Source organism: Streptomyces sp. NPDC060366 (assembly GCF_042725135.1).
Lineage (GTDB): Bacteria > Actinomycetota > Actinomycetes > Streptomycetales > Streptomycetaceae > Streptomyces.
Genome location: NZ_JBHXDC010000004.1, coordinates 147,982 through 160,541 on the forward strand (window position 1 = coordinate 147,982; position 12,560 = coordinate 160,541).

Consider the following 12,560-nt stretch of genomic DNA (forward strand, 5'->3'; position numbering starts at 1 on the left):
CCGTACAGAAACTCTCTTACGTCGTATAGCTACCTTGCGGCGGTCAGATCGTAGAGGGTCGTGTCGCCGACGGTGACCTCCTTGAACGTCGACTGCACCCAGGTGGAGATGGACGAAGCCGTACCGTCCTGACCGCCGCCGCCTCCGCCGCCGAAGCCGCCTCCTCCGAAGAAGTAGTGGATCTCGCCGTCGGCGACGTACTTCTTGAACTGGTCGAGCGTCGGGGACGGATCGCTGCCGTTGAAGCCACCGATCGCCATCACCGGTTCCTCGGCGGCGAGTTGGCTGATCGCGGCGTTCTGGGAGCCGACCGTCGCGGCGACCCAGGTGTAGTCACCGGCGTCCTTCTTCAGCGCCGCGACCACCTCGGAGCCGACGGCCTGGCCGTCGAGCAGTCCGGCCATACCGCCACCACCACTGCCGCCACCTCGGCCACCACCTCCGGTGCCTTGCGGAGCCCCGCCACCCTGGGGAGGAGCCTGGCCGCCGCCGGGCCGCTGGCCCCGGGGACCGTCATCGCCGCCACCGGCGCCCGCGGGACCACCGCCGGGGCCGCCACCAGGACCGCCACCGCCGCCGAACCCGCCGCGCGCCGCCGCCGGACCCGCCGTCACGATCGAGCCCGTGTGCGGGGTGTTGACCGTGGACAGCGTGTACGCGAGCGGGCCCGCCAGCGACGCCGCGACCGCCAGCACGACGGCGCCCACCGCCAGCCGGGGTGCGAGGGTGCGGAACCGCCCCTCCCGCCCGATCCGGCCCACGACCGTCAGCGCGAGCGCCGCGATCACCCCGCCGACCAGGACGGCCCAGCGCAGCCACGGCAGGTAGTCCGGTGTCCGGCCGAGCAGTACGAACGCCCAGACGGCCGTCCCCGCGACCGTCACACCCAGCGCGGCCGACGCGAGGGCCTTGGCGCGCTCCTCCCACAGCAGCGTCACGCCCATACCGACCAGGGCGGCGATGTACGGAGCGAGCGCCACCGTGTAGTACTCGTGGAAGATCCCCGCCATGAAGCTGAAGACCCCCGCCGTCATGAGCAGCGCACCGCCCCAGACCAGGAACGAGGCACGGGCCAGGTCCGTGCGCCGGGCCCGCCGGGTCAGCACGAGACCGGCGACCAGCAGGAACAGGGCGGCGGGCAGCAGCCAGGAGATCTGACCGCCGATGCTGTCGCCGAACATCCGGCCGAGCCCCGTCTCACCGCTGCGCGGGCCGCCTCCCCCACCCCCGCCTCCGCCGACGCTGCCGGGCTCGTCGCCGCTGATACGGCCAAGTCCGTTGTAGCCGAAGGTGAGTTCGAGGAATGAGTTGTTCTGCGAGCCGCCGATGTACGGGCGGGACGCGGCCGGCCACAGCTCGACGATCGCCACCCACCAACCGGCACTGACCACCAACGCCAGGCCGGCGGCGATCAGTTGACCGATCCTGCGGCGTACGGTCGTGGGCGCGCACACCGCGTACACGAGCGCGAGCGGCGGCAGGATCAGGAACGCCTGGAGCGTCTTCGTCAGGAACGCGAATCCCATCGCGACCCCCGCCCACACCAGCCAGCGCGTCCGCGCCCCCTCCAGCGCCCGCAGCACGCAGTGGACGCTGACCGTCATCAGCAGCGCGAGCAGCGCGTCCGGGTTGTTGAAGCGGAACATCAGCGCGGCGACGGGCGTCAGCGTCAGCACACCGGCCGCGACGAGCCCGGCCGACGCGCTGAAGCGGCGGCGTACGGCCGCGTACAGCACGGCGACCGTGCCGACACCCATCAGCGCCTCGGGCACCAGGATCTGCCACGAGCCGAGACCGAAAAGCCGTACCGACAGGGCCATCGGCCACAGCGCGGCCGGGGGCTTGTCGACGGTGATGGAGTTCCCCGCGTCGGAGGAGCCGAAGAAGAGGGCCTTCCAGCTCTCGCCGCCGGCCTGGACGGCCGCGGAGTAGAAGGAGTTGGCGTAGCCGGAGTCGCCGAGACTCCAGAGGTTGACGACCAGCGCCGCGAGCAGCAGGCCGAGGAGGGCGGGACGTACCCAGGGCGCGTCCTCGGGCCTGCCGCGGCGGAGTCGCGCGAGAAGGGACGGGGCGTGGCGGGTGGGTCCGGCGGCAGGTGCGCCGGTGGCGAGGGCCTGGGTCATCGGGCGCTCCGTTCCCGGGTGTTCATGTCCTTCCGGACCGTGGGCCGTTCGTCGCCGCCGCGCCGGTCGGGGAAGACCCACGCCCGGAAGAGGAGGAAGCGCAGCACCGTCGCGGCGAGGTTGGCGGAGATCAGTACGGCCAACTCCGTGCCGTGGGCGGGGTTCCCGGACGCGGCGTCGAGCGCGGCCAGCGAGCCGCTGGTCAGCGCGAGCCCGATACCGAAGACGACGAGGCCCTGGGCCTGGTGGCGTACGGCACGCTCCCGGCCCCGTACACCGAACGTCAGCCGGCGGTTCGCCGCGGTGTTCGCGACCGCCGACACCAACAGCGCGGCAGCATTGGCCGCTTGAGCCCCGGAGGCCGTACGAAAAAGGGAGTAGAGCAGCAGATAGAAGAGGGTCGACAGCGCGCCGACGACGCAGAAGCCGACCAGTTGCCGCGCGAGCCCACCGGGCACACCGCCGATCTCGCGGTCCCTGGGGTCGTCGCCGAAGGGCCGCGCGAGCCGGTCGAGCGGCAGCGCGCCGACCGCGAGCGCGCGCCCGACCCGCCAGACTCCCTTGAGGTCGTCGACCGCCGTACTGACGATGTGCACACGGCTGTCCGGGTCGTCGACCCAGTCGACGGGCACCTCGTGGATCCGCAGCCCGGCCCGTTCGGCGAGCACCAGCATCTCGGTGTCGAAGAACCACCCGCTGTCCTCGACCATCGGCAGCAGCCGCTCGGCGACCTCGCGCCGTATCGCCTTGAAGCCGCACTGCGCGTCGCTGAAGCGCGCGGAGAGCGACGACTTGAGGACCAGGTTGTAGGCGCGCGAGATGAACTCCCGCTTGGGGCCCCGTACGACGCGCGAAGAGCGCGCGAGGCGCGAGCCGATCGCCAGGTCCGAGTGGCCCGAGATCAGCGGCGCGACGAGCGGCAGCAGCGCGTTGAGATCGGTGGACAGATCGACGTCCATGTAGGCGAGGACGGGGGAGTCGGAGCGCGACCAGACGGTACGCAGCGCCCGCCCGCGCCCCTTCTCCTCCAGCCGGTACGCGGTGACCTCGGGGATCGACGCCGCGAGACGGGCCGCCACGGCGGGCGTGCGGTCGGTGCTGGCGTTGTCCGCGACGGTGATGCGGAAGCGGTAGGGGAAGGTGCGGGCGAGGTGGTCGTGGAGTCGCCGCACGCACGACTCCAGGTCCCGCTCCTCGTTGTGGACGGGAATGGTCACGTCGAGCACGGGGACGCCGGTGGGGGCCCTCGCGTCGAGCACTTCGACCGGGAGATGTTCCCTGGCCGGGAGGCTGCCCCACGGGGTGTCGGTGTCGGTTCGCATACGGCCGACACTCGGCGGTCAGGCTGTCACGGCGGTGTGGTGAGCCTGTGGTGCGGCTGTGAGTTCAGGTGAGTGAGACAGGGGTGTGGCTGGGGCTGGGGGTGGAGGTGGAGGTGGGGGTTCGGGTGGCGGTGATATCGGCCGGGAGGCGCACGGTGAAGGCGGTGCGGCCGGGCTCGCTCCGTACTTGGACGTCGCCGGCGTGCGCGGTGACGACGGCGTGCACGATGGCGAGGCCGAGACCGGTGGAGTCGGCCGCCGTGGCGGCGGAGCGGGAACGGGACGCGTCGCCGCGCGCGAAGCGTTCGAAGACGTGGGGGAGAAGGGCGGGCGGGATGCCGGGCCCGTCGTCCACGACGTCCAGCACGACGCACCGGTCCTGGCCGTCGGCGGTGGTGCGCACGCGCGCGGTGACGGTCGTCCCCGGCGGGGTGTGCGTCCGGGCGTTGGCCAGCAGGTTGACCAGCACCTGATGGAGCCGGGGGCCGTCGCCGTGCACATGCGCGGGCTCGTCCGGCAACTCCAGCCGCCAGTGGTGGTCCTGCCCGGCGGCCCGGGCGTCTGCGACGGCGTCCACGACGAGCGGGGAGAGGTCCGTCGTCCCGTACGCGAGCGGCCGACCGGCGTCGAGCCGTGCGAGCAGCAGAAGATCGTCCACCAGCCCGGTCATCCGCTCCGCCTCGGCCTCGATCCGGCCGAGCGCGTGCCGGGTGTCGGGGCCGATCTCCTCCCGGCCGCGGCGGGTGAGTTCGGCGTAGCCGCGGATGGAGGCGAGCGGAGTCCGCAGCTCGTGACTCGCGTCGGCGACGAAGCGCCGTACCCGCGTCTCGCTCTCCTGCCGCGCGGTGAGTGCCGACCCGACGTGCCCCAGCATCCGGTTGAGCGCGGCGCCGACCTGACCGACCTCGGTACGCGGATCGGCCTCGGTGTCCGGCAGCCGCGTCAGGGGCGCCACCTCGCCGCTGTGCAGGGGGAGTTCGGAGACGAGGGTCGCGGTCGTGGCGACGCGCCGCAACGGCCGCAGGGCCACCCCGACGAGCACCCCGCCCGCGATCCCGGCAGCGATGAGACCGGCGACGGTGACGCAGATCTCGACCACGATCAGGGTGGCGAGGGTGTCCTGGACGTCGCTGAGCGGGACTCCGACGAGGAAGGAGCCGTTGACGCCCTCCACGTACTCGACGCGGTAGTCACCGAGGTCCGAGAGGGTCACGGTGTGCGAGTCGCCGTCGCGCGGCACCGTCGCCAGCGCGGCCGTCTCGGAGTCGTTGAGGGCGTGCCCGGTGACCTGCTGGCCCGGGTCGTCGCCGCCCGTCTGGGCGCTGATCATGCCCCGGCCGACATCGCCCGGACCGGTGCCGGTCAGCTCGACGCCGACCGTACCGATCGGGGCGCCACCGCCGGTGATGGTCCTGAGCGGCTCCTTCACCTCCGTGAGGCGTGGCGGCGGGACGTCGTCCGGCGGCCGGTCGGCCCGCTTGTGCGGCCCGGCGGCCCGCTGGGCGATCGCGTGGACCTGGGCGTCGAGCTGGTCGTACTGGTACGAGCGGAACGCGATCGTCGTCACGGCGCCGATGACCGCAGCCACGACCGCGATCAGGGAGACGGCCGAAACGACGAGGCGCGTGCGAAGCGACCAGCGTTTCGGGGCCCGTTTCAAGGCCGTACGTACGCCTCTCGGTCGTATTCGGCCCCGGACGGCCACCACTACTCTCCCGACTCCCCCGGCTCTCCCGGCTTGATCAGATACCCCGCCCCGCGCCGGGTGTGGATCATCGGTGGCCGGCCCGCGTCGATCTTCCGTCGCAGGTACGAGATGTAGAGCTCCACCACGTTCGCCTGGCCGCCGAAGTCGTACGACCACACGCGGTCCAGGATCTGGGCCTTGCTCAGCACGCGCCGCGGGTTGCGCATCAGGAAGCGCAGCAGCTCGAACTCGGTCGCCGTGAGATGGATGGACTGCCCCGCCCGGCTGACGTCGTGGCTGTCCTCGTCGAGGGTCAAGTCGCCCACGACCAGCGTCGATTCACTGTGTACGGCGGCGGTGCCGGAGCGTCGTATCAGCCCGCGCAGGCGTGCCACGACCTCCTCCAGGCTGAAGGGCTTGGTGACGTAGTCGTCACCGCCCGCGGTGAGCCCGGCGATCCGGTCCTCCACGGCGTCCTTGGCGGTGAGGAAGAGGACCGGCACCTGCGGCAACTCCTCGCGGAGCCGCCCGAGGACGGCGATGCCGTCCATGTCGGGCAGCATCACGTCCAGCACCACCGCGTCGGGCCGGAACTCCCGCGCCGAACGCACGGCGCCGGCCCCGTCACCGGCGCTGCGGACCTCCCACCCCTCGTAGCGCAGGGTCATGGACATGAGCTCGGCGAGCGAGGCCTCGTCGTCCACGACGAGGACCCGGACGGGGCTCCCGTCCGGCTTGATCATCTCGGTGCGCCCCCTGGGCGAGGTGACGGTCATGATGCCAAGACTGCGGAGGCCCCCTGAGAACGTCCTTGCCGCTTCCTGTGAATTCCCTGAGAACGGGGCCGGGGACGGGGCGCGCTAGGTCGTGTCCCCCGCGGCGAAACGGCGTGCCTCGCGCCGCCCCGCGTAACGCTCCCTGCGGTTGGCGGCCCTGGCCCACTCCTGCCGTTCCCTGATGTGGGAGCGGACCTTGCATCCGGCGCAGCAGGGCCGGGTGATCAGCGCCATGAGGGTGTGTGCCCACCGGCAACGGGTGTCGGTGTCCTCCCGCGTCGGGCGGGGCGGCAGGTCGCAGGCGCCGTAACGGTGGTCGTGCACAGGCAGGGGGTCGTGCTCCGCGTGGCGTACCCACGGCGGCTTGGTCTTGTCCGTACGGGACATCTCGTTCCTCTCGGAACCCGCCGCCCGTACTCCCGGAGCTTCCGGGCGGGCGGCCAGGTCGACCGAGTGGTGTTCTGCGTCCACTTCACGGCACCGCACTCCTCTCTCTGCCCACGGATCTCTCTGCCCACGGAAGTGAGCAGCCTTTCAGAATATCAGCGTCTCCCTTCCACGCCCAGGTTCAGCCTTCCAACTCCAGCCCGAAGAGGCGGACCCCGTTCCCGTAACAGACGGCGCGTGTCCAGTCGTCGCCGAGCCCGAGGCCTTCGAGGACCTCCAACTGGTGGAGGTACGGGTAGGGGATGTTGGGGAAGTCCGTACCGAGCAGGATCCGGTCCCCCAGAACCGCGAGCCGGGCCTTGGCCTCCGGCCCGGCCGGGAACGGCGCGAAGCCCTCGCTGAAGTCGGTGAACGCGATCGTCGTGTCGAGCAGGACCCCGTCGTACCGGTCCGCCAGATCCAGGAAGTCCGTGTACTCCGGCATCCCCATGTGCGCGACGACCAGCCGCAGTCGCGGATGGCGCGCGAGCAGCCGGCCGACGGGCTCCGGCCCGGTGAACTTGCCGGGCTGCGGGCCCGATCCGCAGTGCATCACCACCGGCACGCCGGCGTCGGCGAGCAACCCCCATGTCCGGTCGAGGCGTTCGTCGTTGGGGTCGTAACCCCCCACCTGGAGATGCGACTTGAAGATCCGGGCGCCGGACTCGACGGCCTCGCGTACGTACGTCTCCACGCCCTCCTCCGGGAAGAGGGTCGCGGTCTGGAGGCAGTCGGGCGTCCGCGCGGCGAATCCGGCGGCCCAGCCGTTGAGCCAGTCGGCCATGCCGGGCTTGTGGGGGTAGAGCATCGAGGTGTACGCGCGGACGCCGAACGCGCGCAGGAGCGCGACGCGTTGGTCCTCCTCGTGCCGGTAGGTGATGGGCCACTCCATGCCGGTGAGGGGTCCGGCGCTGTCGAAGTACGCCCACACTTTCCGCAGGACGCGATCGGGCATGAAGTGCGTGTGTATGTCGATGAGTCCGGGCAGAGAGAGCCGGTCCCGGAACTCCCTCACGGCCTCGATCTCCGCGGCTGCTTGATCATCCATCCCTCTAGCCTCCGATCCGGGCGACGTGCTGTCCAGGGGTACCCGAAGGACCACGGACCATGGTCAGAACAGCCCGTCCTGTACGGCGCGGTCGCTGCCGACCACTTCGCGTACGGGTACGGTCACGCCCCCGGTGTCCGAGTCCGGGTCTCCCGCCGCGGCGAGTTCCCACCCCTTCGCCAGCCTTGTGTCGAGCACGAGCACCGCGCCGTCATCGCACTCCAGGTGCAGATCGGGCCCGGCGGCGGCCACGAGCCGCCCGGCGACGCGCCCTCCGTCGACCAGCTCGCCGATCACACCCGTCACGGGCGGGGACCCGGCCAGCCCGAACACGCCCACGTGGTCCACCGGTTCGTAGTCCACGCGCTCCAACGATTCGGGCCAGTCGGCGAGCCCGACTGCCCGCACGTACAACTCGCCCACTTCCGAGTCCCGTTCACCGGGCGTGGTCGGCAACGTGGCGCGTACGGCACGCTTCGCGGCGTACGGAACGCGGTCCGGCACACCCAGCGCCGTACGCAGCAACTCCTCGGTCCGCCGCGCCGCCATCAGCGGCCCGCGCCCGAGCCGGGTGAACACCACGGCGCCCTGTTCGAGCAGGCGCGCCGACCCGCGCGCCTCGGCGGTGATCCCGACCTTGACCATGCCGGGCCCGAACCACGCCAGATAGACCATGTACGGCTGCGGGTCGTCGGCGACGGTGTCGGCGGCCACCGAACGCGACCGGTCGAGCCGCGCGCAGTCCGGGCACTGCCCGCCGGTGCTCCGCCCGCCCACGACGGCGCCGAGGGGACAGACCTGTCCCCGCACCCCGGTGCAGCGCCGCTCCCCGACGACCCGGAACCCGAGGTCACGCCCGTACCCGAGCGCGCTGCGCCGCTCCCGCCCGCCGTCCCGCCACACCAACTCGGCCCCGCCGGCGCCCCACCGCAGCCCACCGCACCGCCACCCCATACGTGCTCCCGATCTGCTAGAAGTGCGAAATGCCGCTCCTCACGACCCCCACCCTCCACTACATCCGCTTCCAGTCCCCGACCCGGAGCCCGCGCGGCCACTTCCCGGGCGTCTTCGCGCTGGCCAACGGCCTGGCGCGGGACGGCAGGCTGACCCCGGAGCAGTGGAGTTTCTGGCGTACGAACAACGACTGGTACGACGCGGCCTACCCGGACCCCACGAAGGCCGACGCGACGGTCTACGACCACGACGTCAACCCGGGCGCGACGGCCTGGTTCAAGTCGACGGCGGGCGAACTGCTCGCGCGGGTGCCCGGCTATCTCGATCTGCTGGCGGCGCACGACGTCGCGTGCGTACGGCTCACCTCGCCGGTCGCGCCCGGCAGGATCGTCTACGAGGACGAGTCTCAGATCGTGGTGGTCCCGGCCTGAGCGTTCACCGCCCGTCCGCCTCGAAGCGCACGTCAACAGCGCGTGCGACTATCTCGGCCTCGTCCCCGAGCGCCCACTCGGCGACGCGCGAGACGGTCGCTGCCGGGACGGCGTCGCTGATGCCGTGGGCGGCCGGGACGTCGTACGTCGCGTGGGCGTCGTGCGGCAGCACGACCCGGTAGCCACGCGCGAGTGCTGTCCGCGCGGTGGCCGACACGCACATCTCGGACATCACCCCGCACACGGCGATCCCCTTCACCCCGGCGCCCACCAGCAGCGCGCCGAGCGAGGTCCCCGCGAACCCGTCGTCGTGCTGCTTCCGCACGACCACCTCGCGGTCCCCCTCGATGACGGTCAGGGCGAGCTCCCACCCCGCGGTCCCGACCTCGTCGTCCGTGCCGACGGCCCCGTCGTTCTGCAGATGCACGACGAGCACGCCACTCTCCCGCGCCCGCCCGAGCATCCCTTCAACCGCTTCCCGCACCACCGGGGCCCCGGGCACTGCCCCCTCCCCGCCGAAGAAGGCACGCTGCACATCGACAACAACCAGGGCCTGCACGGCCGCCACATCACTCATCCCGCGATAATCACCGCGCCCGGCCCGCCCCACAAACGTTTATGCGCCGTCGAGGAGCCCGTCGGCCGGGGCAAGGAGCACGGTGCGCAGTGAGGTGCCGATCCAGGCCGGATCGACCGCGACGCCCATCGTGCGTTCCATGAGCGCGAAGGATTCCGCGCAGAGGGTGTCCATATGAAAGCTGACATCCGCCGCCCAGACGGGGACCTCGGGCCTGGGATCCAGCCAGGCCGCGTCCTCCAGCTCGGCGGGCTCGAACATGCCGTCCACCCGGCCGTCGAACGCGTGCAGGACCTGATGGCGGGCGTTGACGTCCCGGTACACACTGAAGAACTCACCACCACCGGCCGACGCCCGCCGGGCGATCTCCGGATCGCTACCGCGGTACCCCCACTCGATGGCGACGACGCGCTCCCCGAAGGTGACTACGCGAAGCAACTCGTAGTCCTCGTAGAGGTGATCCGCCTGCTCATCGGCGGCCTCTGCGAAGGTCATTCGCCGCGTCTCACTGGGATCACCCCCGAACGCCCGGATCACTTCGTCCTCGGCACTCCCGGCGACCACGGAGAAGGTGTACGCCCCCGGTTCGTCGGCATCGGCCCACGCGTACCTGGCGACGAGGTCGTCCCACAACACGGCATCCCCCGGAATCGAGGCGGCGAAGGCCGCCGCAGGGGCCACCGTACGACTCCTGGAACACCGCTCGTCGCTCAGGCCCGAGGGATGTCGCGGCCTGTCGGCCGGTACTCGAGCAGCAGCACCCGGCCGTCCAGGGCACGGTGTTCGACCAGCTCCAGGTCGGCCGACAGCACATCCGCGAAGAACGGCTCTCGGCCCGACGGCCCCACGAGCAGGGGGAACGTCATCAGCCGCAGCCGGTCGACGAGGCCCGCGTCGAGAAGTTGTCGAGCCACGGAGAGACTCCCCATCGTGCGGAGCGGAACGTCGCTCTCGTCTTTGAGCCGCCTGATCTCCCCGACGAGGTCGTCACGGCAGATCCGCGTGTTCGGCCACGAGGCCGTCTCCAGCGTCGTCGAGAACACGACCGTGTTCAGCCGGCTCATCCGCCGCCAGCCCGCGTCTCGCGCTTCCTCGGGCAGCCCCGCGAGCGCCTCGTAGGTGCGTCGCCCGAGAACGACCAGTTGCGGCAGGGCCGACTCGGCGGTGATCCACTTCTCCAGATCGGGACCGAAGTACCCGAAATACCCCGGCGACGTCTCTCCGCCGGCCCACCCGTCCACCGAGATGAACACATCGACAGTCAGTGTCTGCACGGCCGTCCCTCCATGGCTCTACGTCCCGGGCCCTGTGGTCCCGATCCCTTACGCGAGCCCTTCCATGAGAGACGTCGAAGCCACACCGGGCTTCTCGACACGATCCACGAAGAATCGGAAACGCGAGTAGGGCAGGTCCGTTCCATCCTGGCCGGGGATGGATTGGGCCTGCCCTGTCCCGTGGGGGGGGTTGGTTACTCGCCACCGAGGATCTCGTCGACGGTGTTGGTGAGGCCGTCGGCGATTGCGGTGTCGACCTCGGAGCCGACGATGGCGGCGATGATCAGGGCGACCAGGACGATGACGCCGACGTACTCGACGGCGCCCTGGCCCTTGTCGCTGCGGCGCTTCATCGCGGTGACGGCGGTGTTGGCCCAGGTGCCGACGTAGAGCTTGGCGTTGGTGGCGGCCTTCAGCGTGACGTTCGACATGAGCTTCCCCTTATTGTGTCGGCCGGCCGGTAACCGGCCGACTCGTACGAGTCTTTGGTGTCGCCCCGCGTTTCCGGCTTCCTCCTGGCCGGTCCCGCTGGCGACATGAGAAACATACGAGCGCCCGACACCCACCGGCATGGGCCCCAAGACCCAACCCAGGGCCCAACCCACAACCTGGGCCCTGGACGGCCGAGGTCCACCGGAGACGCGGAAGGACTTGGCAACTGCAGCGGCCCCAACAGGTCCCTGGCAGGAGGCGACACCCCTACCGATCAAGAACCGACCCGGCCGACCCCGCCGCCCGACGCCCCCGCTGCCGTCACGGCACACGTCAGAGGCCCCATCGATTCCTCGATGGGGCCTCTGACCTGCTGTGCACTCGGCAGGATTCGAACCTGCAACCTTCTGATCCGTAGTCAGATGCTCTATCCGTTAAGCTACGAGTGCTTGGCGTGCTGGGCTTTTAGGGCCCGTCTGCGTTGCGAGAACAACATTACATGACCTGCGGCGTGACGTGAAATCCATTAACCGGACCAGGTCTGAGCTGCGGAAACACCCCGAAACGACCGACACCGAACGGCGTGGAACACGCCGGAACGGCCGAAGCCCCGGCCAGGTGGACGGGGCTTCGGTGATTCATGCGCGGAGGCGGAGGGATTTGAACCCTCGATGGGATTTAAGTCCCAAACCGCATTAGCAGTGCGGCGCCATAGACCGGACTAGGCGACGCCTCCAGCACACCCGCGCGGGCGCGGGTGGTGCGTGTCAGATGATGACACAGCCGAGCGCTGTGTCACCAATCGCCGCCCACGGTACTAGGCGGGAAGCCCGCAGGGCAAAGCGCTTCTTCGCGTCCCGGGTCGGTGCGCAACGACTGGGGCTCACGCGCGTTAGTGATGGCGGGGCGCACCGTCGGGCCCCTCGGAATCGTCTGCCGTCAGGAGCTCCCGTGTCGCGTCGTTCCTCCCTCACCGTCACCGCCGCCTTCGCCGTCTCGCTCGCCGCCGTGGCCGGCTTCGCGCCCACCGCCGCCGCCGGGCCCCTCGATCTCGCGTGGACCGCGCTGCCGCCGCTGTTCCAGGAGCAGGAGCAGGCTCGTACGCAGGACCGGCTCACCGTGACCGTCGCCGACACCAACATCACCCGCGCCGACGGTACGTACGAGCTGAAGTGCGGCCCCACCGGCGGCACGCACCCCGAGGCGAGGTCCGCGTGCACGCGGCTGGACGAGTTCGCCGGCGAGGGGAAGGACCCGTTCGCCCCGGTCCCCGAGGGCCAGATGTGCACCATGCAGATGGGCGGGCCCGCCACCGCGCGGGTCACCGGGACGTGGCAGGGGCGGAGCGTCGACGCGACGTTCAGCCGCAAGAACGGCTGCGAGATCTCCCGCTGGCAGAACCTCGTTCCCGTACTCCCCGCCGCCAGGGGCTGACGCGGTGGGTACGGGGTCCGCACACAACCTTGGTGAGAGCTCCCCCTCATCCGCCGTCCCGTCCCGTCGCCAGCGC

General features: G+C 71.0%; 13 protein-coding genes and 2 tRNA genes. 2 read left to right on the top strand and 13 right to left on the bottom strand.

What is annotated here, in order from left to right:
- Positions 1 to 29 precede the first annotated feature (29 nt).
- From ACFWHU_RS13260 to ACFWHU_RS13290, 7 genes are all read right to left on the bottom strand, one after another.
- Positions 30 to 2,123, bottom strand: coding sequence for a glycosyltransferase family 39 protein (locus ACFWHU_RS13260; RefSeq protein WP_387224933.1), 2,094 nt, complete (start codon positions 2,121 to 2,123; stop codon positions 30 to 32).
- The gene (locus tag ACFWHU_RS13265) at positions 2,120 to 3,445 is read right to left on the bottom strand and encodes a glycosyltransferase (protein ID WP_387224935.1); all 1,326 of its coding nucleotides are present in this window, start codon (positions 3,443 to 3,445) and stop codon (positions 2,120 to 2,122) included. The genes ACFWHU_RS13260 and ACFWHU_RS13265 overlap by 4 nt, the downstream gene beginning before the upstream one ends.
- Positions 3,446 to 3,509: 64 nt before the next feature.
- Positions 3,510 to 5,132, bottom strand: coding sequence for a sensor histidine kinase (locus ACFWHU_RS13270; protein ID WP_387225141.1), 1,623 nt, complete (start codon positions 5,130 to 5,132; stop codon positions 3,510 to 3,512).
- A gap of 20 nt (positions 5,133 to 5,152) precedes the next feature.
- Entirely contained in the window at positions 5,153 to 5,908 is a 756-nt protein-coding gene (locus ACFWHU_RS13275) for a response regulator transcription factor (protein ID WP_387224936.1), read from the bottom strand.
- Positions 5,909 to 5,992: 84 nt separating this feature from the next.
- The gene (locus tag ACFWHU_RS13280) at positions 5,993 to 6,379 is read right to left on the bottom strand and encodes a hypothetical protein (protein WP_387224938.1); all 387 of its coding nucleotides are present in this window, start codon (positions 6,377 to 6,379) and stop codon (positions 5,993 to 5,995) included.
- Positions 6,380 to 6,476: 97 nt separating this feature from the next.
- Entirely contained in the window at positions 6,477 to 7,382 is a 906-nt protein-coding gene (locus ACFWHU_RS13285) for an amidohydrolase family protein (RefSeq protein ID WP_387224939.1), read from the bottom strand.
- Between the two features lie 63 nt (positions 7,383 to 7,445).
- Complete coding sequence (locus ACFWHU_RS13290; protein ID WP_387224940.1) at positions 7,446 to 8,336, bottom strand: DUF2797 domain-containing protein; 891 nt, start codon at positions 8,334 to 8,336, stop codon at positions 7,446 to 7,448.
- Between the two features lie 29 nt (positions 8,337 to 8,365).
- On the opposite strand from ACFWHU_RS13290, the gene ACFWHU_RS13295 reads away from it, so the two are divergent.
- Positions 8,366 to 8,767 (top strand): hypothetical protein, encoded by a 402-nt coding sequence (locus ACFWHU_RS13295; protein WP_387224942.1) that lies wholly within the window; start codon positions 8,366 to 8,368, stop codon positions 8,765 to 8,767.
- Between the two features lie 4 nt (positions 8,768 to 8,771).
- On the opposite strand, the gene ACFWHU_RS13300 is transcribed toward ACFWHU_RS13295, so the two are convergent.
- From ACFWHU_RS13300 to ACFWHU_RS13325, 6 genes are all read right to left on the bottom strand, one after another.
- A complete protein-coding gene (locus ACFWHU_RS13300; RefSeq protein WP_387224943.1) occupies positions 8,772 to 9,344 on the bottom strand; it encodes an isochorismatase family protein in 573 nt (190 codons plus the stop codon).
- Positions 9,345 to 9,383: 39 nt separating this feature from the next.
- Positions 9,384 to 10,025 (bottom strand): DUF6461 domain-containing protein, encoded by a 642-nt coding sequence (locus ACFWHU_RS13305; protein ID WP_387224944.1) that lies wholly within the window; start codon positions 10,023 to 10,025, stop codon positions 9,384 to 9,386.
- A gap of 29 nt (positions 10,026 to 10,054) precedes the next feature.
- Positions 10,055 to 10,618 (bottom strand): dihydrofolate reductase family protein, encoded by a 564-nt coding sequence (locus ACFWHU_RS13310; RefSeq protein WP_387224945.1) that lies wholly within the window; start codon positions 10,616 to 10,618, stop codon positions 10,055 to 10,057.
- Positions 10,619 to 10,812: 194 nt separating this feature from the next.
- Positions 10,813 to 11,049, bottom strand: coding sequence for a hypothetical protein (locus ACFWHU_RS13315; RefSeq protein WP_387224946.1), 237 nt, complete (start codon positions 11,047 to 11,049; stop codon positions 10,813 to 10,815).
- 377 nt (positions 11,050 to 11,426) lie between these two features.
- Positions 11,427 to 11,499 (bottom strand) — tRNA-Arg (locus tag ACFWHU_RS13320).
- 196 nt (positions 11,500 to 11,695) lie between these two features.
- Positions 11,696 to 11,786 (bottom strand) — tRNA-Ser (locus tag ACFWHU_RS13325).
- A gap of 215 nt (positions 11,787 to 12,001) precedes the next feature.
- Between ACFWHU_RS13325 and ACFWHU_RS13330 the strand changes: the two genes are divergently transcribed.
- Positions 12,002 to 12,484 carry an SSI family serine proteinase inhibitor gene (locus tag ACFWHU_RS13330; RefSeq protein WP_387224947.1) on the top strand — a complete coding sequence of 161 codons (483 nt, stop codon included), beginning with the start codon at positions 12,002 to 12,004 and terminating at the stop codon, positions 12,482 to 12,484.
- The last annotated feature ends 76 nt before the right edge of the window (positions 12,485 to 12,560 follow it).